The sequence below is a fragment of the Paraburkholderia sp. SSBN10T genome, assembly GCF_056619545.1.
The window spans coordinates 247,969-270,633 of the sequence record NZ_JBWQQI010000007.1 but is presented as its reverse complement, the minus strand read 5'-3'; the positions used below and the strand labels follow the sequence as shown (position 1 = coordinate 270,633).

The 22,665-nt window shown below is 64.8% G+C and carries 17 protein-coding genes; 4 read left to right on the top strand and 13 right to left on the bottom strand.

Features of this window, described 5'->3' with window-relative positions:
* Positions 1-188: 188 nt before the first annotated feature.
* From AC1ECK_RS13830 to pepN, 3 genes are all read right to left on the bottom strand, one after another.
* Positions 189-644: a HigA family addiction module antitoxin gene (locus AC1ECK_RS13830; RefSeq protein WP_480319908.1), complete on the bottom strand. Its 456-nt coding sequence runs from the start codon at positions 642-644 to the stop codon at positions 189-191.
* A gap of 17 nt (positions 645-661) precedes the next feature.
* The gene (locus AC1ECK_RS13825) at positions 662-931 is read right to left on the bottom strand and encodes a type II toxin-antitoxin system RelE/ParE family toxin (protein WP_480319906.1); all 270 of its coding nucleotides are present in this window, start codon (positions 929-931) and stop codon (positions 662-664) included.
* Between the two features lie 193 nt (positions 932-1,124).
* Positions 1,125-3,827, bottom strand: a complete 2,703-nt coding sequence (pepN, locus tag AC1ECK_RS13820) for an aminopeptidase N (RefSeq protein ID WP_480319904.1) — start codon at positions 3,825-3,827, stop codon at positions 1,125-1,127.
* A 181-nt stretch (positions 3,828-4,008) separates the two neighbouring features.
* On the opposite strand from pepN, the gene AC1ECK_RS13815 reads away from it, so the two are divergent.
* Positions 4,009-4,698, top strand: coding sequence for a DUF4136 domain-containing protein (locus AC1ECK_RS13815; RefSeq protein WP_480319902.1), 690 nt, complete (start codon positions 4,009-4,011; stop codon positions 4,696-4,698).
* Between the two features lie 152 nt (positions 4,699-4,850).
* Here the strand turns inward: AC1ECK_RS13815 and guaD are convergent, their stop codons facing one another.
* The 10 genes from guaD to AC1ECK_RS13765 form a co-directional block, all read right to left on the bottom strand.
* Positions 4,851-6,206, bottom strand: coding sequence for a guanine deaminase (gene guaD, locus AC1ECK_RS13810; RefSeq protein WP_480319900.1), 1,356 nt, complete (start codon positions 6,204-6,206; stop codon positions 4,851-4,853).
* A 94-nt stretch (positions 6,207-6,300) separates the two neighbouring features.
* Positions 6,301-7,347 (bottom strand): adenosine deaminase, encoded by a 1,047-nt coding sequence (locus AC1ECK_RS13805; protein ID WP_480319898.1) that lies wholly within the window; start codon positions 7,345-7,347, stop codon positions 6,301-6,303.
* 73 nt (positions 7,348-7,420) lie between these two features.
* Positions 7,421-8,428, bottom strand: coding sequence for a xanthine dehydrogenase accessory protein XdhC (gene xdhC, locus AC1ECK_RS13800; protein WP_480319896.1), 1,008 nt, complete (start codon positions 8,426-8,428; stop codon positions 7,421-7,423).
* A gap of 90 nt (positions 8,429-8,518) precedes the next feature.
* A complete protein-coding gene (xdhB, locus tag AC1ECK_RS13795; protein ID WP_480319894.1) occupies positions 8,519-11,035 on the bottom strand; it encodes a xanthine dehydrogenase molybdopterin binding subunit in 2,517 nt (838 codons plus the stop codon).
* Positions 11,035-12,579 carry a xanthine dehydrogenase small subunit gene (xdhA, locus tag AC1ECK_RS13790; protein ID WP_480319892.1) on the bottom strand — a complete coding sequence of 515 codons (1,545 nt, stop codon included), beginning with the start codon at positions 12,577-12,579 and terminating at the stop codon, positions 11,035-11,037. The genes xdhB and xdhA overlap by 1 nt, the downstream gene beginning before the upstream one ends.
* A gap of 371 nt (positions 12,580-12,950) precedes the next feature.
* Complete coding sequence (locus tag AC1ECK_RS13785) at positions 12,951-13,460, bottom strand: disulfide bond formation protein B (RefSeq protein ID WP_480319890.1); 510 nt, start codon at positions 13,458-13,460, stop codon at positions 12,951-12,953.
* A gap of 83 nt (positions 13,461-13,543) precedes the next feature.
* Positions 13,544-14,923 (bottom strand): amidase, encoded by a 1,380-nt coding sequence (locus AC1ECK_RS13780; protein ID WP_480319888.1) that lies wholly within the window; start codon positions 14,921-14,923, stop codon positions 13,544-13,546.
* 61 nt (positions 14,924-14,984) lie between these two features.
* On the bottom strand, positions 14,985-15,662 hold the full coding sequence (locus tag AC1ECK_RS13775; RefSeq protein ID WP_480319886.1) for a GntR family transcriptional regulator: 678 nt from the start codon (positions 15,660-15,662) through the stop codon (positions 14,985-14,987).
* Between the two features lie 178 nt (positions 15,663-15,840).
* Positions 15,841-17,199, bottom strand: a complete 1,359-nt coding sequence (locus tag AC1ECK_RS13770; protein WP_480319884.1) for an MFS transporter — start codon at positions 17,197-17,199, stop codon at positions 15,841-15,843.
* Between the two features lie 7 nt (positions 17,200-17,206).
* Positions 17,207-17,893, bottom strand: a complete 687-nt coding sequence (locus AC1ECK_RS13765; RefSeq protein ID WP_480319882.1) for a DUF2848 domain-containing protein — start codon at positions 17,891-17,893, stop codon at positions 17,207-17,209.
* 166 nt (positions 17,894-18,059) lie between these two features.
* Between AC1ECK_RS13765 and AC1ECK_RS13760 the strand changes: the two genes are divergently transcribed.
* From AC1ECK_RS13760 to AC1ECK_RS13750, 3 genes are all read left to right on the top strand, one after another.
* Complete coding sequence (locus tag AC1ECK_RS13760; RefSeq protein WP_480319880.1) at positions 18,060-19,817, top strand: cation:proton antiporter; 1,758 nt, start codon at positions 18,060-18,062, stop codon at positions 19,815-19,817.
* A 139-nt stretch (positions 19,818-19,956) separates the two neighbouring features.
* A complete protein-coding gene (locus tag AC1ECK_RS13755; protein ID WP_480319878.1) occupies positions 19,957-21,459 on the top strand; it encodes a gamma-glutamyl-gamma-aminobutyrate hydrolase family protein in 1,503 nt (500 codons plus the stop codon).
* Positions 21,460-21,925: 466 nt separating this feature from the next.
* Positions 21,926-22,657, top strand: a complete 732-nt coding sequence (locus AC1ECK_RS13750) for a DUF2968 domain-containing protein (RefSeq protein WP_480319876.1) — start codon at positions 21,926-21,928, stop codon at positions 22,655-22,657.
* Positions 22,658-22,665: the final 8 nt, after the last annotated feature.

Sequence of the window (22,665 nt, the reverse complement as noted above, 5' to 3'; positions counted from 1 at the left end):
TGTGTCTTTCCTGTGCTTTTAAGATGGAAAGCTCACGCTGCGTCGGCGCAACCCGGCTGAGCGGCCGTGCCCGTACTCTCCCTGCTGCCTGACCGCATTCGCCTGGCCGCCGCTTGCCGGAGATTGCCTGCGATGCGGGATCTGGCGGGATCTGACTCGGAATGCGAGCGCCGCGTGGGTGTTGGAGCTCAGGGCTTGCGCCGAGGTTTGATAGCGGCGACGCTGCAAGCTACGCTTTTGGCTAGGGCGGCAGCGCTGGCGTGGCCGCGCGGCATTTTGGGCAATCTCGGGCGTCGCGCCCTGGCGAGCGGCTCGATTTCGTTCGCGATCTGCTCGCCGGCTGCCTCAGTGGCGATGCGCAGGTCGTAGTCGATCTGCAAATTGAGCCAGAACTGCGCGCTCGCGCCGAAGTAGCGGCCGAGCCGCAGTGCCGTGTCCGCGGAGATCGCGCGCTTGCCGAGCACAACATCGTTGATGCGCGGCGTGGGCACGTGCAGGGCTTTTGCCAGCGCGTTGACCGACATGCCGAGCGGGTCGAGGAATTCGATGCGCAAGATCTCGCCCGGATGGACGGGCGCAATCCGCTCGCCGGTTTCGATGTCCGAAAAGTCGCTGCTCTCCAGCTCGGAGCGTTTGATGACCATGCTGGTCTCCCAATCAATCAGTGATAGTCGACGATCTCGACGTTCAGCGCCTCGCCATCCACGAAGTGAAAGCAGATGCGCCACTGCGCGTTGATGCGGATGCTCCATTGCCCCTGCAACGCCTCCAGCCGGTTGCCGGGCGGCGTGTACAGATCTTCAATAGAAACCGCGGCATCGATCATGAGCAGCTTACGATGAGCGGTGGATTGAATCTGCGTGGGCAGCGAACGGACGAAGCTGCCTCTAAATAACGATGCGGTGGCCTTGTCGCCGAATGTTGTGATCATAGGGATGATATAACGCGTCGCGTTAAACGTAAACAGTTAGTTGGATGCGTTACTTTCACCCCAGCGGCTCGACAAAAACAGTCATCCGAACGGCCAACCAGTTCCTATGGGCCGACTCCGACAGACCCTACAGACGAAAAAAAGCCGGCATTCTCTGCCGGCTTTTTTCCTACGCTAAAGCGCTTTCTGAAAATCAGCCCAGCGCCTTTTGCACGATCTCCCGCACATCGCGCGATTTCACCTGTCCCGCCACTTTCTCCAGCGCCGCGCGCATGCCGTCGCGCAGCTTCGGCGTGAAGCGGCGCCACAGTTCCAGCGAGCGGGCCAGACGCGCGGCGACTTGCGGATTCAAGGCGTCGAGCGCGATCACCTGTTCGGCCCAGAACGCGTAACCCGAGCCGTCTTCAGCATGGAACTGGGCCGGGTTGGCGCTGCAGAAACTGAAAATCAGCGAACGCGCGCGGTTCGGGTTCTTCAGGTTGAACGCCGGATGCGCCATCAGCTTGCGCACGATCTCGATCACCGGCCGCTGCGCAGTGCCGCGCTGCGCAGCCTGCATGGCGAACCATTTGTCGATGACGAGCGGCTCGCTCTCGAAGCGGCGGTAGAAGTCGTCGAGCGCATCCTGCGCCTCTTTGCCGCCGCCCGTCGCCGCGGCGTTGAGCAAGGCGAACAGGGCGGCCGAGCGGTCGGTCATGTTGTCGGCGGCTGAGTATTGCGCCGAGGCGAGGCGCACTGCGTCAGCCGGATCGTCCAGTTCGGCGAGGTAAGACAGCGCCAGATTCTTCAGCGCGCGATGGCCGCTTGCCGTCGGCGTCGCTTCATACTCGCCCGGCGTGTGGTGCTGCTCGTAGATCGCCAGCCATTCGCTCCTGAGCGCCGTGGCAAGGCGATTGCGCACGAACTGGCGGGCGCGATGCACCGCGGCCGGGTTCGACTCGGCCATCTGTTCGGCCAGATAGGCTTCGGACGGCAGGATCAGCGCCAGTTCACGGAACGCCGGCGAGAGCGACTCGTCCGTCAGCACGCGCGCGAACGCGGCGACCACCGAATCGTCCAGTTGCAGCGGCACGCCGGTCGCAGCACGCCCGGCCAGCGCAAGCAGCTCGCGCGTGGCGAGGCGTTGACCCGCTTCCCAGCGGTTGAACGGGTCGCTGTCGTGAGCGAGCAGGAAGGCCAGTTCGTCGGCGGTGTAGTCGTATTCGACGATCACCGGCGCCGAGAAATTGCGCAGCAGCGACGGCAGCGGCTTTTCCGCGACGTCGACGAACGTGAAGGTCTGCTCGGTCTGCGTAAATTCGAGCACGCGCGTGGTGCCAGGCGCCGCGCCGGCTTCGCCTTCGAGGCGCAGCGGCAAATCCGCGCCGTCCTTGCCGATCAGGCCGATGGCGAACGGGATCAGCAGCGGCCCCTTTTGTGTTTCGCGAGCGGCCGGGGCGGCGTCGCCATAGCCTTGCGCGAGCGTCACGCGGTAGCTGCGCTGCGCGGCGTCGTAGTCGGTCTTGACCGTCACGCGCGGTGTGCCCGCCTGGCTGTACCAGCGCTCGAACTGCGCGAGGTCGCGCCCGTTCGCGTCCGCCATCGCGTGACGGAAGTCGTCGCAGGTCACCGCCTGGCCGTCGTGGCGTTTGAAGTACAGGTCCATGCCCTTGCGGAAGCCGTCGCGGCCGAACAGCGTCTGATACATCCGCACGACTTCCGAGCCCTTCTCATACACGGTCATCGTGTAGAAGTTGTTGATCTCGACATAGCTTTCCGGACGCACCGGATGCGCCATTGGACCGGCGTCCTCGGCGAACTGCATCTGGCGCAGCACCCGCACGTCCTCGATCCGCTTGGTGGCGCGCGCGGCTTCGTCGCTGCCGTTGCTCTGGCCGCCCGCCATATCGGCCGAGAACTCCTGGTCGCGGAATACCGTGAGACCTTCCTTCAGGCTCAACTGGAACCAGTCGCGGCAGGTGACGCGGTTGCCGGTCCAGTTGTGGAAGTACTCATGGCCGACCACCGCTTCGATATTGGCAAAGTCGGTGTCGGTGGCCGTTTCCGGGTTCGCCAGCACGTACTTCGTGTTGAAGATGTTGAGACCTTTGTTCTCCATCGCGCCCATGTTGAAGTCGCTCACGGCGACGATCATGAAGCGGTCCAGATCCAGTTCCAGCCCGAAGCGCTTTTCGTCCCAGCGGATCGAATGGATCAGCGAATCCATGGCGTGGCGGGTCTTGTCCAGGTCGTGCGGTTCGACCCACACTTGCAGCAGTTTTTCCTTGCCGGAGCCGCTCTTCACGCGTTCTTCGACACACACCAGCTTGCCCGCCACGAGGGCGAACAGATAGCAGGGCTTGCGGAACGGGTCTTCCCAGCGCGCAAAATGGCGGCCGTCGGGCAACTCGCCTTCCTCGAGCAGGTTGCCGTTCGAGAGCAGCACCGGGTAAGCCGCCTTGTCTGCGCGCAGCGTGACCGTGTAGGTGGCCATCACGTCCGGGCGGTCGAGGAAGTAGGTGATGCTGTGAAAGCCTTCGGCCTCGCACTGCGTAAAGAAGTTGCCGCTGGACACGTACAGGCCGGACAGCGTAGTGTTTTCAGCAGGGTTGCAGGTGTTGGTGAGCGTCAGTTCGAAGTCATCCGGCACGTTCTCCACCGTCAGCCCGTGTTCATGCGCGCGCACGGCGCTGTACGGGGCGCCGTCGATGGCGGCGCCGACAAACTCAAGCCGCTCGCCCAGCAGTTCGAGGTGCGCGGCATGGGCGGCGTCCGGGTTGCGGCGCACGCGCATCGTATTCTTGACGACCGTGCGTTCGGCAACCAGATCGAATTCGAGCTCGACCGTGTCGATCAGGAAGGCGGGCGGCGCGTAATCGGCGCGGCGGATCACTGGAGGTGTTGCGGTATCAGCCATGGTATTTTGTAAGAATGGGGTCTAAAGCCGGTCGCGCAACCCGTGCGCACCGGTATGTCGGACCATTGTACAAAGCCCGGATGCGCTGTGCGCGTCGAACTTTTTGTTTAGGGGCCTGGTCAGCGTATGATCGGGCCGCCGCGGATGCGTGCGGCGACAACACGCAAGGATGAGGAAGACCATGAAATCAGACCGTTGGACCCGGCGCGCCATGCTGATGCTGGTGGCGCTGGCAGCAGTGCTGTCCGGCTGTACCAGTTACGTGACGACCCAGGTGACGGCGTTCTCGGACTGGAGCGGTAACGACGCGAGCCGCACTTATGCGTTTACGCGCGGTGCTGCACAGCAGAACAGCCTGGAGCAGGCGACCTACGAATTGCTGGTCGCCAACGAACTGGCGACGCAAGCCTTCAGGCAGGTCGACGCGCAGCAGGCGCATTATCTGGTGGGGCTGTCGTACGGCACCAAAGCCGAAACGGTCAGCGTGAGCCAGCCGGTGTTTTACAGCAGCCCGTGGCCGGGACCGTACTGGGGCCGCCCGCTCGACCCTTGGGGGCCGTTCGGGCCGTTCCCGCCTGCCTATGTGACTCAGGCGTATCCGATATTCACCCATACGCTCGGCATTCGCATCACGGAGCGTACGAGCGGCAAGGAGGTCTACAACGTGATGGCGCGTAACGCCGGTGACGAACAGTCGCTGGTGCGCGCCATGCCGTATCTGGCGCGCAGCGCGCTGGCGGACTTCCCGCTGGGCAACGGCGCGGTGCGCACGGTCAGGATGCCGGTGGACAAGAACGCTGGGGTGTCGAACGAGGCGGCCGGTTCGCCGGCGCCGGCGCTGCCGGCCTCGACGCCGACCGCCGTGCAGTGACGTGATGCCTGAGCGTTGAGCGCCGGTTGCGCGCGCGGACGCCAACAAAACGGCCCGGCAGGGATAACCTGCCGGGCCGTTTTGCGTTTTAGCGAGGCATGCGCGCTGAATTGCGTCTTCGACGCGTTCCCCAGGTGCGCTCAGGCGTCGATTCAGGCGGCAATTTGCGCCTTGCGGGTGGCGTGCTGGCGTGCCGCGTCGCGTTGGTGCACACGCTTGCCGGCCGCGTAGGTTTCGAAGATCGCGCGGTCGTCGCCAAGCAACGCAAAGGCGAACAGCAGCTCTTCGAGCGACTCGGTGCGCGCGGTGCGGCGCGCAAGCAGCGGCGTCGCGCGCGGATCGAGCACGACAAAATCCGCTTCCGACTTCGGCGCAAGCGTGCCGACCTTGTCCGCCAGATCGAGCGCTTCGGCCGCACCTGCGGTGGCGAGCCAGAACATTCGTGTGGCAGTCAAGTGGTGACCGGTCAGACGCGCCACCTTGTGCGCTTCGTTCATGGTCTGCAGCATCGAGAACGAGGTGCCGCCGCCGACATCGGTTGCGAGCGCGATCGGCATGCCGGCCTCGTCGGCCTTGTCGAAATCGAACAGGCCGCTGCCGAGGAACAGGTTGGAAGTCGGGCAATGCGAGGCGAGCGTGCCGGTCTGCGCCATCCGCTTGCGGTCTTCCTCGTCCAGGTAGATGCAATGGCCGTACACGGCGCGGCGGCGCAGCAAGCCGTAGTGGTCGTAAATGTCCAGATAGCTGCGGTGGCCCGGGAACAGGTCGGCAACCCACTTCACTTCGTCGGTGTTTTCGGCGACGTGGCTCTGGATGAAGAGATCCGGATGCTCGCGCGCCAGCACGCCGCAGGCTTCGAGCTGCGCTTCGGTCGAGGTCGGCGCGAACCGTGGCGTGAGCGCGTACATCTGGCGTCCGCGGTTGTGCCAGCGGCCGATCAGCTCGGCGCTGTCGTCGTAGCCCGACTGGGCGGTGTCGCGCAGGAACTCGGGGCAGTTGCGGTCCATCAGCACCTTGCCCGCCACCATGCGCAGGTTGCGTGCTTCGCTTTCGGTAAACAGCGCATCCGCCGATTCCTTATGGACCGTGCAATACACCAGCGCCGTGGTCGTGCCGCAGGCGAGCAGCTCTTCGACGAAGAAGCTGGCGGTGTCCTGGGCATAGGCCGGATCGGTGAAGCGGCGCTCGGTCGGGAACGTGTACGTATCGAGCCAGGGCAGCAGACCGGGGGCGGGCGAGGCGATCATGTCCGTCTGCGGATAGTGGATGTGCGTGTCGATGAAGCCCGGCACGATCAGCTTGTCGCGCATGTCCTGCACCTGCGTGCCGGGGGCGAGCCGCGCCGCTAGCGCCGCATGCGCGCCCGCCGCGACGACGTGGCCGTCTTCGACGATCAGCAGACCGTCTTCGTGGAACACCGCTGCATTGGACGATTGCGCCGGGTCGCCGTTGAACGTCAGCAACTGGGCGCGGAATGCCGATTGTGCTGATTGAGCCGAGTGAGTCATGGGAAAAGCCGTCTCCGTTATTGGGAATGTAAAGGGGGGCGCCCGGTTGTTTGCCACGGGCGCCGTCCCTGTCAGGTCATCGCAACCGCGCCGGTCAGCTCACTTCTGCAGCGTGCCAGTGCGCGTCGAGTTTCCCGATCAGCGCATCGCGCTCCGCAGGCGTGACGAACGCTGCTTCGAAGCTGTTGCGGATGATCGTGTAGACCTCGCCGTCGGTGAGCTTGAGCGCATCGATGGTGGCGAGGTAGTTCGCGTTGACGTAGCCGCCGAAGTAGGCCGGGTCGTCGGAATTCACGGTAACGGCGACGCCCTTGTCGAGCAGCGCCTTGAGCGTGTGTTTGGTCAGGTCGTCGAATACGCACAGCTTGAGGTTCGACAACGGGCACACAGTCAAGGCAACGCGCGTGTCGGCCAGACGCGTGACGAGCGCCGGGTCTTCGATGCTGCGCACGCCGTGGTCGACACGATCCACCTTCAGCAGATCCAGCGCTTCGTAGATATACGAGGGCGGCCCCTCCTCGCCCGCATGCGCGACGAGCTTCAGGCCCTTCGCCCGCGCTTTGGCGAACACGCGCTCGAACTTCGAAGGCGGATGGCCGCGCTCGGACGAATCGAGCCCCACGCCGATCAGCCGGTGCAGGTATTGATCGAACAATGGCAACGCTTCCTCGAAGGTTGCGAGCGCATCTTCCTCGGAGAGGTGGCGCAGGAAGCACAGGATCAGCTTGCTCGTCAGACCGCGCTTTTCTGCGTCGGCGAGCGCGCGCTCGATGCCGGCCACGACGGTGGCGATCGATACGCCGCGTTCCGTATGCGTCTGCGGGTCGAAGAAGATTTCAGTGTGGATGACATTGTCCGCGAGCGAGCGCTCCACGTAGGCCATCGTCATGTCGTAGAAATCCTGTTCGTGCAGCAGCACGCTCGCGCCGGCGTAGTAGATGTCGAGGAACGATTGCAGATCGGTAAACGCATAGGCGGCGCGCAGCGCTTCGATCGAGTCGTAGGCGAGCTTCACGCCGTTGCGCTCGGCGAGCTTGAAGATCAGCTCCGGTTCGAGCGAGCCTTCGATATGGATATGCAGTTCGGCCTTTGGCGCGCCGGCCACCTTGTCGGCGAGAGTATGAGCGGTTGTGGTAGTCATGTTCGATTGTTTGCCTGGTTTGATGCGGAATGAGTCTATTCGTGCCGGATGGAGGTCGTGAGGCGCTGCCCCGTCATGCCGCCTGAGTTGCGCGCGCGTTGGCTTCTACCGCCTGCAACACCTGCGCGGCCGCGGAAATTGCGATGATCTCCGGCGACTTGTCGATGATGCCGTCGACGCCGAGCGGACATTTCATCCGCGCGATTTGCGCGGGGTCGATGCCGCGTGCGGCAAGCCGGTGCTCGAACTGCTTGCGCTTGGTATGCGAGCCGATCATGCCGAAGAACGCGAAGTCGCCGCGCCGCAAGATGCGCTCGGCGAGTTCGAGGTCGAGCGTGTGGTTGTGCGTCATCACGATGAAATACGTGTGCGGCGCAGCCTGGTCGATGGCCTCGTCGGGCGCGTCGTTCGGGTCGATCGTCACGTTCGGCGCCTGCAGCAGAGCGGGCGGCGGAAACTGCGCGTCGCGCTCGTCCACCCAGCGCACGTGGCACGGCAGCGTCGCCAGCACACGCACGAGCGCTGCGCCCACGTGACCGGCGCCGAACAGCACCACGGCGAAGTCGCGCGGCGCGATGGTCTCGGTGAGCAGCGAACTGCTCTCGTCGAAGCCGGCGCCGTCCCACAGCAAACAGTCGGCGCCTTCGACGCCGGGTTCCGGGTCGGACAGCATCACCGCATCCGGTGCGGGCCCGAATGATACGCTACGCACCGTCGAAAGACCCGCCGCCAGACGCTTGGCGAGCGAGGTGATCCAGCCGAGATCGCCGACGTCCAGACGCTCGAACGCGAGCACCACGGCGCCGCCGCAGCATTGGCCAAGACTCGGGCCGAGCGCGAAGCGTTCGAGCCGGCGCAGATGCGGCACGCGCATGCCTTCCTTGAGGACCTGGCGCGCCGTCTCGATGGCTTTCCATTCGAGGTGGCCGCCGCCGATCGTATGCCGCGCCGAATCGCGCGTGACGATCATCTTGGTGCCGGCTTCGCGGGGCGCCGAACCTTCGACGCGCGCGACCGTCACCAGCACGGCCGCGTCGCCATGTGCCAGCAGGTGTTGCAGATCGGGTAGCCAGGCTTGCATCCGGCGGTTCTCCATCGATGGCCGCGCGGGGTGTCCGTGCAGCCGGTTAAGCATGGCGCGGCGCGTTCGTGTCGCGCAGCGCGTGAAAAATCAGGTGGCGGTGTCGACGCCGGCGGGGGCGTTCGGCGGCGTGTCGCTCACCGGGCTTCCTGCCAGGTGCGCTGCCAGATTCGCTGCCGGCTCCGCCGCTGGGCTGGCCTCTGCGTTGTGCTCCTGCGGGCCGCCTTGCCCGGGTGTCGCGCTCGCAGCAGGACCAGCTTGCTGCTGCATCGCCTCCAGCGCGTCCAGAATCGCCTCGGGCGTCGCCGGTGCGCGTAGGGGCGGCGCCTGATGCACCTGTGGCGCGCCGGCGGCCACCGCATCGCGGATCGCCAGAAACACCGAGAACGGCAGCAACAGCGGCGGCTCGCCGACCGCCTTCGAGCGGAATACCGTCGGCTCAGCGTTCTCGTTGCGATACAACTGTACGTGAAAGGCTGCAGGGGTATCGCTGACCGCTGGGATCTTGTACGTCGACGGCGCATGCGTCATCAATCGACCTTCGCGGTTCCACCAGAGTTCCTCGGTGGTCAGCCAGCCCATGCCCTGGATGAAGCCGCCTTCGACCTGGCCGAGATCGATGGCCGGGTTGATCGACTGCCCGGCGTCGTGCAGCACGTCCGCGCGCACCAGCTTCCATTCGCCGGTCAGCGTATCCACCACGACCTCGGACACCGCCGCGCCATACGCAAAATAGTAGAACGGGTGACCGGTCAGCGTCTTTGGGTTCCAGTGGACCTTGGGTGTCGTATAGAAACCGTCGGACCACAACTGCACGCGGGCCAGGTACGCGGCGTTGACGAGCTGGGCGAACGGCATCGCCACCCCGTTGGCGTGCACCATGCTGTCCCTGAACTGGACGGCCTCGGGCTGGCCACCGAGTTCTTTGGCGGCCAGCACGGCGAGCCGGTTGCGGATCGTGCGCGCCGCGGCTTCGGCCGCTTTGCCGTTCAGGTCGCTGCCGGTGGAGGCGGCCGTGGCCGAGGTATTGGCCACCTTGGAGGTGTCGGCCGCCGTGGCGCGAACCCGCGCGAGCGGCACGCCCAGTTCGTTGGCGACCACCTGGGCGACCTTCGTGTTCAGCCCCTGGCCCATCTCGGTGCCGCCGTGATTGACGAGAATCGAGCCGTCTTTATAGACGTGTACCAGCGCGCCGGCCTGGTTGAGGAACGGCACGTTGAACGAGATGCCGAATTTCACCGGCGAAAAGGCGATGCCGCGCTTGAGCACCGGACTCTTTGCGTTGTACGCGGCCAGCGCCGCGCGGCGGGCGCTGTAGTCGCTGCTGGCGAGGAGGGCCTCGGTAAGCGGCGCAATCACATTGTCTTCGACACGTTGGCCATACGGCGTTACGTCGCGTTCGCCCACGCCATAGTAGTTGGCAAGCCGCACCTCGAGCGGATCGCGCCGCAGTTGCCGGGCGATGTCGTCGAGCATCACTTCCATCACCAGCGCGCCCTGCGGTCCGCCGAAACCGCGAAACGCGGTGTTCGACTGCGTATTGGTCTTGCAGCACAGTGCGACGATCTCGACGTCGGACAGGTAATACGCATTGTCGAAGTGACAGACGGCGCGCGTGGCCACGGCGCCGGAAAGGTCCGCCGAATAGCCCGCGCGCAGCGCGATCTCGACCCGCGTGCCGAGAATGCGGCCGGTCTCGTCGAAGCCGGCTTCGTATTCGTAGACGGCGTCGTGACGCTTGCCGGTGATCATGAAATCATCGTCGCGGTCGGCGCGTACCTTCACCGGGCGGCGCAGTAACTTTGCGGCGAGCGCCGCGACGCAGGCAAACAGCGCCGATTGCGATTCCTTGCCGCCGAAGCCGCCGCCCATGCGCCGGCATTCGCACACGACGCTATGCGCTGGCCAGCCGAGCATATGCGCGACCACCTGCTGCATTTCGCTCGGATGCTGGGTCGAACTGTAGACGAGCATGCTGTCCATCTCTTTGGGGATCGCGTAGGCGACCTGGCCTTCGAGATAGAACTGTTCCTGACCGCCGACTTCGAAGCTGCCCTGGATCCGGTGCGCAGCGGCGGCGATTTGCGCCGCGGGCTCGCCGCGCTTCAGGTGCAACGGCGGCAGGACGAACTGCTTTTTGGCCTTGGCCTCGGCCGGAGTGAGCACGACCTCCAGCGGCTCGTAGCGGACCACGTCGTCGCTCTTTGCGAGCGCCGCGGCGCGCCGCGCGAGTTCGTGGCTTTCGGCGATCACCGCGAACACCGGTTGGCCGAGATACAGTACTTCGCCGTCGGCCAGAATCGGGTCGTCGTGCAGCACCGGGCCGCAGTTGTTTTCACCGGGGATGTCGGCGGCGCTCAGCACCGCGATCACGCCCGGGGCGTTGCGCACCGCGCCCAGATCGAGCGAGACGATCCGCGCATGGGCATGGCGTGACAGTCCGAGCGCCGCGTGCAGCGTGCCTTGGAGCTCCGGCAGGTCGTCGGTATAGGCGGCTTCGCCGCTCACATGCAGCGTCGCGGACTCGTGCGGCAAAGACGTGCCGATGGCGGCCGTCTCCGCGCGATCCGCGGCGTGCCGGATGAAAGCATCGGTTTGCTGGTTCATCACAGGGACTCCTGCGCAGGCGCCGGGTCCGCTACGCCGGCTTCGAATGCGAACGCATTGACGTCGAACAGGGCGAGCGGCGCGTGATCGCGCGTTTCCAACTGGAAGCGCTGCAGCAGATTGCGTGCGACCTTCAATCGATAGGCGCTCGACGCGCGCATGTCGGTGAGCGGCTGATAGTCGGCGGCGAGCGCTTCCATGGCGCGCCGGGTCGCCGTGTCGTCCCAGGCGGCGCCGGTCAGCGCGGCTTCGGCGTGGGTGGCGCGCTTTGGCGTCGCCGCCATGCCGCCGAAGGCGAGGCTGGCCGCGACGATCGTGCCGTTCACGATGTGCAAGGCGAACGCGGCGCAGACCGCCGAGATGTCCTGATCGTAGCGCTTCGAGACCTTGTAGGTGCGAAAGCGCAGATCGGGCGCCGGACGCGGCACGCGGATCGCCGCGACGAATTCGCCGCTGGCGAGGGCGGTCTTCTGATAGCCGAGGTAAAACGCGTCGAGCGGCAGCGTACGGGTTTTGGGGCCGTGCCGCAGCACGACTTGCGCACCTAACGCCAGCAACGCCGGCATCGAATCGCCGATCGGCGAGCCGTTGGCGACGTTGCCGCCGAGCGTGCCCGCATTGCGGATCGGCAGCGAGGCGAAGCGGGTCCAGAGTTCGGCGAGTTCCGGGTAGTCGACGGCAAGCGCCGCATACGCGTCTTCCAGCGTCACGGCCGCGCCGATTGTCAGCGTCTGCGCGTCGCGTTCAATGCGCTTCAGTTCGGCCACATTGCCGAGGTACAGGATGTCGCCAAGGTCGCGGAACTGCTTGGTGACCCACAAGCCGACATCGGTACTGCCGGCGAGGATGCGCGCGTGTGGATGCTGGGCGCACAGCGCCGTGAACGCGTCGAGCGTGACCGGTGCGTAAAACGCAGGGGTGCCGAAGGCGCTGCCGCGCACGTCGGGCGCGCGGTATTCGAAAGTGTCGCGGCGCTGCAGCGCCTGTAGCGCTGCGGCGACGGCGGCGCGCTCGAACGGCACGCGCGGATACTGGGCGTAGTCGAACATCTTCTGCGTGGCTTCGACGATCGGCCGATAGCCGGTGCAGCGGCACAGATTGCCGGACAACGCAGCGTTGATCTCGTCGCGGGTCGGCAGGCCGGCGGCGGCAGGCTGGTTCTCGTACAGCGCCCACATCGACATTACGAAACCGGGCGTGCAAAAGCCGCATTGCGAGCCGTGACAGTCGACCATGGCCTGCTGGACCGGATGCAGTGCGCCATCGGCGGCGCGCAGGTCCTCGACGCTGAAGAGCGCCCGGCCATCGAGCGTGGGCAGGAACTGGATGCAGGCATTGACGGCTTTGAGGACCAGCGCGCCGTGCGCGTCGAGTTCGCCGAGCACGACCGTGCAGGCGCCGCAATCGCCTTCCGCGCAACCTTCCTTGGTGCCCGTGCAATGCAGGTCTTCGCGCAGGTGCTGCAGCACGGTGCGCGTCGCTGGCACGCCTTGAACCTCACGGACGGCGCCCCGGTGATAGAAACGGATGGTTTGCGTTGTCATGGCGAATCCGAAAGACATTGCGGACCGGGCGCGCGTTACGGAGGGGGCCGTACCGTAGCCGGCCTCGCGCACGTAGATCGCCATCCATATTCCAAGATAGCACTACCTTGTCCCGAAAAGATTTCCCATGGGTGATGCGGGTTATTCGCGGTTAGTCATGAACACAGGTGGGCTGGAGAGTGGCCGGGTGTCGGCGGCACAGTGGTGGATTGCGCGCAGAGCCGCGCGGGGTGGGGGCAGCGGGTTGCCGGGGAGGGCTGGTCGCGAGTCGCCGCGGGTAATGGGGGGGCGAAAAGGAGGCAAAAACGGGGGGAAACAAATGAAGCGCTGGGCGGCGTGGCGTCGCCCAGCGCTTCATTTGTGCTCAGAACTCAGTCGATCCGGCGACGGTTACGCACCAGGCTCAGCACCAGCGGGATGAACGCTACGATAAACGCAATCAACGACCAGCCCGGCAGCGAAATGCCGAGAATCGGCGGATAGGTCGTTTCGCACAGCCCCGCGACCTTGAACACGCCCGGCAGCCAGTGAGCCGGCGGCAGGCTGTCGACCACCGGTTGCAGCGCGTCGAAGCCGCAGCTAAAGCCCGGATTGGCCTGCACGTAAACGTGCTTGGCCGCTGTCACGATGCCGGCCAGCGCGGACAGCGCAGCCAGCACTTCGAGCAACCTGACGCCGCGCCAACTACCGAAACGCGCGCCGAGGAACGCGAAAATCGCGATCAGCAGGAAGAAATAACGCTGCAAGATGCACAGCGGGCAAGGGTCTTCGTGCAGGCCATATTGCATGTACAACGCGCCGGCAACCAGCGCAACGCAGATCAGGCCAAGCAGAACCAGCAGGGTGCGCTCGCGGCGCAGCATTGCATTGTCGTTATTCATGGATCGGGTAGCGGTCGAGAGTCGGAAATCCGCGGGGCGGGTGCCCGCGATTCTAGCGCGAACACCGCCTCGCGGTTTCTCGTCTAACGAATTGAGTTGAGCACCGCTTCGGCGGCGCGGCCGATTGCCAGCAGCGCGTCGTCGCCGTGCGGGGCGCCCGCCAGCATTAGCCCGACCGGTGCGTCGCCGCGCCGATGGCAGGGCAGCGACAGCGCGCAGGCGTCGAGAAAGTTAAACGCGCTTGGATTGCGCAGGATCAAGGCATTGGTGCGGCCGAAGGCGTCGTCGTCATTCACGAGGTCCGCCACGCGCGGCGGCTCGACCGGCACCGTCGGCGCGACGATCGCATCGAAGCGTTGCCAGAGCGTGCTGCGGGCGGCTTCCAGCAGGGCGGCGCGCTCGGCCACCAGGTCGAGATAATCGGCGGCGCTCGCCGGCTGGCCCTTGAGGATGCGGGTCAGCACGCGCGGGTCGTACTGCTCGCGATGCTGTTCCAGCAGCGGCCGGTGCCATGCATAGGCCTCGATCGGCGCGAAGCCGAACCGGTTGATCTCCGGCAGGCGATCCAACGGCGCAAAACGCACTTCGCTGACAATCGCTCCGGCCGCTTCCAGATGCTTGAGCGCCGTGTCGATGGCGGCGGCCACGGCCGGCTCGACGCCGTCCGTCACGTAGTGGGTGAGCACGCCGAGGCGTACGCCTTCCAGTGGGCGCGCCGCCGGGATGCGCGGCTCGAGCCCGGCCAGCATGCGGTCGACCAGCGCACAGCAGGCGACCGACACGCCGATCGGCCCGAACGAATCGAGCGTCGGGGAGAGCGGCACGCCGCCTTGCTTCGGAATCCGCTCGGCGGTCGGTTTGAAGCCGGTCAGGCCGCATAGCGCGGCGGGGATGCGGATCGAGCCGCCGGTGTCGGTGCCGAGTGCGACGGCCGCCATGCCGTCGGCCACCGACGCCGCCGCGCCCGAGGACGAACCGCCCGAAATCCGCTCGTCGCCCGGCACGCCGCGCCGGTACGGCGACAGCGGATGGCCGTAGTGCGGGTTCAGCCCGAGCCCGGAGAACGCGAATTCGCTCATATTGGTGCGTCCGACGATCACCGCGCCCGCCCGCTTCAGGCGGGCCACGGCCAGGGCATCGGCGGTGGCGGGCGGCGCCCCGGCGAGCGCGCGCGACCCGGCGCGGGTGACCTGGCCTTCGATATCGAACAGGTCCTTGACCGATACCGGGATCCCGGCAAGCGGCGACAGCACCGCGCCGGCGGCGCGCAGCCGGTCGTGTCCGTCGGCGGCAGCGCGGGCGCTGTCGGCATCGACGTGCATGAAGACGGTCGACCCCTGGCCGGCCGGGTCGGCGATGCGTTCGAGCGCGATTTCGACCAGCTTGCGGCTGGTGGTGCGGCCCGCGGCGAGATCGGCGGCGAGCTGGGCGAGCGGCGGGAAGGGCGTGAATTCAGTGGCCATGATCGTTCGGGTCCGGTTAGGGGCGTGGCAAATTCGCTTAAATTCGCAGGCGAGTCCGCGCTTAAATCCTGTTGAACAGGGTCGCGCGAAACGCTTCGATGTGGCGCTGCACCGACTGGCGGGCGCCTTCGGCGTCGCGCTCGCGCAGCAGGCGGAACAGTTCGAGGTGTTCCTCGTGAACGTCCTCGAGATGGTGCGGCTCGGACAGCGAGATAAACCAGAAGCGCAACGAGCGTTCATGCAGCCCGCGCAGGATGTCGGCTAGCACCGGATTGCGCGATGCCGTCGAAATCGCCAGATGGAATTCGCGGTCGATTTCCATCATGCCTTCCACATCATGCGCAGCGACGCATACCTTCGAGCGTTCGAGCAACGCTTCCATCACTTCGTAATCGTGCGCCTGCGCGTGCCGCGCCGCCAGTTCGACGCAATGGCCCTCGTTGATGAGGCGTACGTCGATGATGGCAAGCACGTCGTCGAGCGAGACCGGGCGCACCATGATGCCCTTGCGCGGCATGATGGTCAGCATCCCTTCGTGAACGAGCCGGTGCAGCGCCTGATGCACGGGAGTGCGGCCAATGCCGGTCAGCGCCATCAGCTCGGCTTCGTTGAGCACTTCGCTCGGACGCAAACGCATGGTGATGATTTCGCGCTTGACGAATTCATAGGCCTGTTCGGCGAGGCTCGCGCCATTTTTCCGGGCGGACGTGGGAGCGCGGGAGGTTTGCAAAAGCGTCATGAATAAGGCGTACGGGCCGGATGAAGACCAAGGGTGAAGCTCATTCGCCCGCATTGTAGAACAAGGCTTCGGGCCGCTGGCGGCAATCCGCCGGGCGCGCCCGGCGGCGTGGGGAAGGGCTGATGCGAGGCGCTGTCCGGCGCAGCGCTTAGTGAGGTGTGCGGTGGGCGGGGCGGCGTCACGCCGGTTCCGCCACGCCATGCGGCACCTTGACCCGCGGCATCAGCAGCGTCACGAGACCGCCGACGATCAGCGCCCCGGCGATCAGCACGAGGCCGAAGGTCACGCTATGCGTCGCATCCTTGACGATGCCGAGCACATAGGGACTCACGTAGCCGGCCAGATTGGCGATCGAATTGATCACGGCGATGCCGGCTACGGCCGCGGTGCCTTGCAGGAAGGTAGTCGACATCGACCAGAAGATGCCGAAGCCCGCGAGAATGCCGACGTAGGTGATCGACAGCCCGGTCACCGCCAGCGGGATCGAGTTCGTCACCGAAGCGCTGCCCAGGAGCCCCGCCGCGCCGGTAAAGCAGCACACCGCGTAGTGCCAGCGCCGCTCGCCGGTGATGTCCGAGGACCGGCCGATCAGGATCATGCCTATGCCGGCCGCCAGATAGGGAATCGCCGTGACGAAGCCGTTGCTGACGAGATTGGTCACGCCGAGATCCTTGACGATCTGCGGCAGCCAGAACGAGAAGCCCGCGTTGCCGGTGACGAGGCAGAAATAAATGAGCGTCAGCAGCCAGAAGCGTCCCGAGCGCAGCGCGGCTCGCAGGTTGTGTTCGGCGCCGGCCGAGGCTGCGGCGTTGTTTTCGCGCGCGAGCCTCGCGAGCACGATGCGCTTTTCTTCGTCGTCAAGCCAGGCGGCTTCCGCAGGCGTATTGCGCAGCACCGCCAGCGCCCAGAAGCCGGCGAGGATCGACGGAATGCCTTCGATCAGGAACATCCACTGCCAGCCGCGCAGCCCGTGCGCCTCGTGCAGCGCCGACATCAGGAAGCCCGAGAGCGGCGCGCCGACGATACCGGCCACCGGAATCGCCGCCATGAAGACCGCGACCATGCGGGCGCGCCGGTCCGCCGGAAACCAGAACGTCAGATACAGCACCACGCCCGGCACGAGTCCGGCTTCCGCCACGCCGAGCAGGAAGCGCAATGCGTAGAACATCGTCTCCGAGCGCACGAACATCATCAGGCAGGAGAGCGTGCCCCACAGCATGGTGATGCGGGCGATCGTCGCGCGGGCGCCGAATTTCTTCAGCAGCAGGTTGCTCGGGACTTCGAAGACGAAATAGCCGAAGAAGAATATCCCTGCGCCGAGTCCATAGGCCGCGTTCGACAGCCCCAGATCGCCGGTGAACTGCAGTTTCGCGTAGCCGATGTTGACCCGGTCCAGATACGACAGCACGTAGACCAGGAACAGGAACGGCATGATGCGCCAGGTGATCTTGCGCAGCGCGGCGGCTTCTATGGCGGCATCGTGAGACGCGCCGACGGAACCGGCAGGCAGCCTAGCGGAAGACGGGGCAGGGCTCATGGGTGCCTCATTCGACGATGGGTAAGGTATGCACGCGATAGGCGTGGCGCAAGCTGCGATTCAGCACCGGGTCATGCAGTTCGAGTTCGAGCGCATCTCCGTCGGCCATGCCGGCGATGCCGCCTTCGACCGCGAGCGTGCCGCAGAACATGGCTGCGCCCGCAGTCAGCGGCGCGCGTTCGAGCAGGTCGGATGCCGCCAGCAGGGAAGCGACGCTGCCCTGCTGATAGACCCGCCGCACGCCGCCGGCAATCGCAAAGGCGCGCAACTGCAACTGGTCCCAGTGTCCGGCGAGGTCGTCGAAGCGCCACGCGTCGCGGGCGAGCGGCTTGGGACAGACCTGCTTCGACACGGTGACGCCGTAGGCTTCGACGAGGCGGTCCGTGTGGTCCGAACCGACGCTCACCAGCAGGCCGGCCGCGGACTGCACCAGCACGCACTCCACCTCGCCGCTCGAATGAGCGCCGAGCACGTCGATCTGCTCGGCCTGGGTCAGCAGTTCGGCACCGAGGCGGTAGAAGCAGGGCGTGGTCGAGGGCCGCTTCACCCCCAGTTCCGCGAGCTCGGCAATGTGGTGCTCGATCGCGGCGCGGTCACGTCCGGCCCAGCCCGCGATGGTCAAGCGATTCACCTCGACGGTAAAGGGGGCGCTGGCTCCCGTTCGGCCGATTACGTTGAACGATACCTGCGTCATTGCTGCACTCCATTTGCCAAATATTCGAAAAATATTATTGTGATATTTCACAAGAGTCCAGTGTGTCAAAAACATTCCGAAACGCCCGGAGGTCGCAAAAACGGTTTGCCGCCGAGATGCGTTACTATCTGGCGTTTAGATTACTTTTTGTAAGGAAACTCGGCCTATGCACCACGGAATCGGCTTCATTCAGGACCTGGCGGTGGTCATGGCGCTGGCCGGCGTCGTCACCGTGCTGTTTCATCGCCTGAAACAGCCGGTGGTGCTCGGGTATATCGCCGCGGGTGTGATCATCGGGCCTTACACGCCGCCGTTTCAGTTGATTCACGACGAGCAGACCATTCAGACGCTCGGCGAGCTCGGCGTGGTGTTCCTGATGTTTTCGCTTGGACTGGAGTTCAGCCTGCGCAAGCTGTTTCAGGTCGGCGCCACGGCGATCGTCGCGGCGCTTTCCGAAATCGTGCTGATGCTGTGGATCGGCTACGAGATCGGCAGCGTGTTCGGCTGGAGTCCGATGGATTCGCTGTTTCTCGGCGCGATCCTCGCCATCTCGTCGACCACCATCATCGTCAAGGCGCTCTCCGAGCTCGGCCTCAAGCGGGAAAACTTCGCGCAACTGGTATTCGGGATTCTGATCGTCGAGGACATTCTCGCCATCGCGATGCTGGTGCTGCTGTCGGGCATCGCGCAGACCGGCGAGCTGAGCGCAGGGCTTGCGCTCGTTACGCTCGGCAAGCTGCTGCTCTTCATGACGGTATCGCTGGTGGTCGGCATCCTGGTCGTGCCGCGCGCGCTCAATTACGTGGCGCGTTCGGGCAGCGACGAGATGCTGCTCGTCTCGGTACTCGGTTTCTGCTTTGGTTTTTGCCTGCTGGTCGTCAAGCTCGACTACAGCATTGCGCTCGGCGCGTTCCTGATCGGCGCCATCATGGCGGAGTCGCGCCATCTGCATCGCATCGAACATCTGATCGCGCCGTTGCGCGACGCCTTCTCGGCGATCTTCTTCGTCACCATCGGCCTGATGCTCAATCCGCATGTGCTGATCGACTATGCGTGGCCGATTGCGGTGATCACCGTCGCCGTGGTGGTCGGCAAGATCGTCTCGTGCGGCCTCGGCACCTTCCTCGCCGGCAAGGACGGGCGCACGGCGATGCGGGTGGGCATGACCGTGTCGCAGATCGGCGAGTTCTCTTTCATCATTGCCTCGCTCGGCCTCACGCTGAAGGTGACGAGTGCTTTCCTGTATCCGATTGCGGTCGCGGTGTCGGCACTGACGACACTCTTCACGCCTTATCTGATTCGCGCCGCCGATCCGCTCACCCGGCGGCTCGGTCATGCGATGCCACGTCCGATCGCCAATGTGTTCGGCATGTACTCGCAGTGGCTTGGCAGCTTGCGCCCGGCCAGCGGCGGGCCGACGCTATTCGACATCACGCGCCGGATTGTTCTGCAGATTGCGGTGAATCTGGCGCTCGTGGTGGCGATCTTTCTCGCTGTGTCGTACGGAGCGCCTTACGCGAGCGCGCTGCTCTCCCATTGGCTAGCCTCCGAACCCATGCAGCGCGTCGTGCTGTGGAGTGTGGCCTTGCTGCTGGCAATGCCGTTTCTGGTTGCCGTGTATCGCAAGACCAAATCGCTCGCACTGCTGCTCGCCGAGCTGAGCGTGCAGCCGGCGAAGGCCGGGCGTTTTACCCATGCGATCCGTTCGGCGATCTCCGACCTCGTGCCGGTGGTGTCGATGGTGGGCGTGTTTCTCCTGGTGGCGGCGCTCTCCGGGGGCATCCTGCCACCCACGGGATTGCTCGTCGTGGTGCTGGTGTGCGCCGCGCTATTGATGACGCTGCTATGGCGCTGGTGCGTCAAGATCCATGCGACGCTGCAGATCGCCCTGCGCGAAACTTTCGACGAACGCCCCGAGCCATGAGTGAAGGCTGTGCTCGCGCGAATTGATTGGCGAGACGTAACAATGTGAGTAATTGTGTGCACATTTGCCGCGCATCGCCCGGTAGCGGATAATCAATCCATATCCATTCGTTCGCGTGGAAGGCGCCTGTCCGACAGTCATGAGCGAAAACAAGCCAGAGAATGCCGGCACGCCCGGTACCCCATCCCCGTCCGGCGCGCCGGCTGAGGCTTCGAAGCCCGATATCGCAACGTCTGAAGTAGCGCAGCCCGAGACGGCGCCGGCATCGCCGAAGGTAACGTTGCCGAGCTCACATGAGGATGCCATTCAGTCGCCGCTCAAAGATGTGCCGCCTGGTTCGTCGTCTCCCAAGTCTGCCCAGCCGGCGGCGCCTACACCGGCGCCCGAAGACGCGGCCGTCCGCTCCTCGACCGACGATCCCATCAGCGCATCGGTTGTCACGCCCGTAGACCCAGCCGAGGCACAGCAACGCGACGCCGCCGAAGCACGCGCCTCAGCGGCGGCTTCGACCGCGCAGCAGGAGGCTGCGGTGCATCGGCAACGTGAAGCTGCACGCGCGAGGCCAGGTGCCACGCAAGCTGCCCCAGCCTCTGATTCCGCCTCGGCAACGACGCATGCTACGGCTGCGAAGCCAGCCGCCGCGAGTGGCCCTACTGCGGCACCCGGTGCGCGCGGCGCAGGTTCGCCGCCGCCTGGTTTCGGCGCGGCGCCCGACTTCAGCGCTTCGAATCCACCTCCCCCCAACGCGCTGCCGCCTGCGCCGCCACGCTATCTGAGGCAGACCGATTCGGCCTGGTCGGTGTTCGGCCGCATCGTCGCGGCACGGGCCCGGCAGATTTTCGACCGGGCTGGTCAGCGGATCACCCAGCGCACCTTGCGTATCGGCGTGTCGGCGCGGATCTTCCACCCTGAGCCGGGTGCGAAAGGCTTGCGCGGCAAGACGCTGCAGTATCTTGAAGAATCGATTGCGCACTGGGTGATGTCGCGCGACGTGCTGGTGTTCATGATTCCGACCGTCGGTCACCAGGGCATGCTGCATCCGAGCAATATCCGGCTGCGCGATTATGCGAAGCATCTCGACGGCCTGCTCTTGCAGGGTGGCGCGGATGTTTCGCCGCAGTCTTATGCCGAACAGGCGACGAGCCCCGAGTGGCCCGGCGACCGCGTGCGCGATATGTATGAACTGGAACTGCTGCACGAATTCATCGAGTCCGGCAAACCGGTGCTTGGGGTTTGCCGCGGCTGTCAGTTGATCAACGTGGCGTTCGGCGGAACGCTTTACCAGGATATCGCCACGGATGTACCGACCGCCGGTGTTCACGTCAATGAACACTATGACCAGCACCGTCACGGCATTCATTTTCCGGACGGCTCGACACTGGCCAACATGTTTCCGGGTCGGCGCGATGCAATCGTCAATTCGATTCACCACCAGGCGGTCAAGACGATCGGGCGGGATCTCAATATCGAAGCGGTGTCAGCCTCGGACGGCATCATCGAAGCGGTTCGCTATCGGCGCGCGCCGTTCGTGATGGGCGTGCAGTGGCACCCGGAGTTTCATCGCGCGGGTGGGCCGGAGTTGCTCGATTGCACGCCGCTGCTTGATACCTTCCTGCGGGTTGCGCGCGAGACGCGTTTCTAGTCGCGCATATCCAGTTGCCGTGCGCGATACGCCGGCAGCGAACACAAGAGCGGCTCAGTTTTCGAACGGGGCCGTTTTTTTATGTGCGGACCTTTGTCGCCCGGACGACGGTCGCTGTGTGTCAGGCGGCGCGATCTTAACAAGATAATCAGCTCTGCCACATAGAAAGCCGACAACCAGACTGGATGATGTTTGGAGAAACACTCGTCTCGATCGATTTGGGCTGTGAGGCAATCGGCCGTCAGGGATCGCACGGAGTTCGTAGTGGCGGCACGAAGGGCACCGCTATCCTTTTTCATCTCGAAAACAGCTTTTTTCCCGCAATTCGATGAGCGATTTGCCAAATAATTAAGATTGCTATCTATCTCGATTTAAAGTGTTGTCGCACGACACAGGAACGCTTCGCTTAAGCGAAAATCCGCGCGATAATTCCCGGCTGTTTGGAATTCGCATGGAGCATGCACGTATGAAGTACCTCTTGACTGTGCGGCGCGCATTGCTGTTCGCGACCACCTGTGCGCTGCTGCAACATGGTGGTCCCGTGTTTGCGGGAGAGGGCGCCGGTTCAGCGTATTCCGCGCCGGTCGCTGGAACCCGTCCGGCGCTGAATACGCTCACGCCTCAGCCGGTTGCAGCTGCGTTGCAGACGTCCGCGGCTTCCGCCTCCGGTGGTGGCGCCGGTGACGATGCACAAGGCAACGTTGCCGAACTGATGCAAATGATTCACGACTCGCAACTCACGGAGTTGCGCACCACCTACAACGGCAGCTATGGCGCAAGTCTGCTTTTCTATCCGCAGGAAATGACGTACTACGTAGCGTTGTTTCAAGACAAGCATTTCTGGCGCGTGATCAAGTCACAGGACGAGGTCCGTGCCGAGGCGGTCTATGCCGGCTTTGTGCAGCAGAGCGCACAACTGGCTGAGGTGGAAATCCGCCGCACGCAATTGCAGGCGCAGAAGGCGTTCATCGAAAATGTCATTGGACTGTCGGAAGACCGCGCAAAGCGCTTGCAGGCCGATCTCGACGTGGCCCGTACGCAGCAGGCAAAGGTCAACGACTATCAACGCCGGACGCAGACCGAGGCTGCGGTGTTGCGCGCCGAGAAGGAAAAGGCTCAGGCGCAATTGCGTCAGTTGCAGAACGAAATTCTGCAACTACAGCGCCAGAGCGAATCGGGTTTGCCTGCGCCTCACTAAGCCGGCGC

What these genes read in the sequence shown, in the direction of transcription:
- pepN (WP_480319904.1), bottom strand. Translation starts at nt 3,827, where the DNA reads ATGGCTGATACCGCAACACCTCCAGTGATCCGCCGCGCCGATTACGCG.
- xdhB (WP_480319894.1), bottom strand. Translation starts at nt 11,035, where the DNA reads ATGAACCAGCAAACCGATGCTTTCATCCGGCACGCCGCGGATCGCGCG.
- AC1ECK_RS13830 (WP_480319908.1), bottom strand. Translation starts at nt 644, where the DNA reads ATGGTCATCAAACGCTCCGAGCTGGAGAGCAGCGACTTTTCGGACATC.
- guaD (WP_480319900.1), bottom strand. Translation starts at nt 6,206, where the DNA reads ATGACTCACTCGGCTCAATCAGCACAATCGGCATTCCGCGCCCAGTTG.
- AC1ECK_RS13805 (WP_480319898.1), bottom strand. Translation starts at nt 7,347, where the DNA reads ATGACTACCACAACCGCTCATACTCTCGCCGACAAGGTGGCCGGCGCG.
- xdhC (WP_480319896.1), bottom strand. Translation starts at nt 8,428, where the DNA reads ATGCAAGCCTGGCTACCCGATCTGCAACACCTGCTGGCACATGGCGAC.
- AC1ECK_RS13775 (WP_480319886.1), bottom strand. Translation starts at nt 15,662, where the DNA reads ATGACGCTTTTGCAAACCTCCCGCGCTCCCACGTCCGCCCGGAAAAAT.
- AC1ECK_RS13755 (WP_480319878.1), top strand. Translation starts at nt 19,957, where the DNA reads ATGAGCGAAAACAAGCCAGAGAATGCCGGCACGCCCGGTACCCCATCC.
- AC1ECK_RS13765 (WP_480319882.1), bottom strand. Translation starts at nt 17,893, where the DNA reads ATGACGCAGGTATCGTTCAACGTAATCGGCCGAACGGGAGCCAGCGCC.
- AC1ECK_RS13785 (WP_480319890.1), bottom strand. Translation starts at nt 13,460, where the DNA reads ATGAATAACGACAATGCAATGCTGCGCCGCGAGCGCACCCTGCTGGTT.
- AC1ECK_RS13815 (WP_480319902.1), top strand. Translation starts at nt 4,009, where the DNA reads ATGAAATCAGACCGTTGGACCCGGCGCGCCATGCTGATGCTGGTGGCG.
- AC1ECK_RS13825 (WP_480319906.1), bottom strand. Translation starts at nt 931, where the DNA reads ATGATCACAACATTCGGCGACAAGGCCACCGCATCGTTATTTAGAGGC.
- AC1ECK_RS13760 (WP_480319880.1), top strand. Translation starts at nt 18,060, where the DNA reads ATGCACCACGGAATCGGCTTCATTCAGGACCTGGCGGTGGTCATGGCG.
- AC1ECK_RS13780 (WP_480319888.1), bottom strand. Translation starts at nt 14,923, where the DNA reads ATGGCCACTGAATTCACGCCCTTCCCGCCGCTCGCCCAGCTCGCCGCC.
- AC1ECK_RS13770 (WP_480319884.1), bottom strand. Translation starts at nt 17,199, where the DNA reads ATGAGCCCTGCCCCGTCTTCCGCTAGGCTGCCTGCCGGTTCCGTCGGC.
- xdhA (WP_480319892.1), bottom strand. Translation starts at nt 12,579, where the DNA reads ATGACAACGCAAACCATCCGTTTCTATCACCGGGGCGCCGTCCGTGAG.
- AC1ECK_RS13750 (WP_480319876.1), top strand. Translation starts at nt 21,926, where the DNA reads ATGAAGTACCTCTTGACTGTGCGGCGCGCATTGCTGTTCGCGACCACC.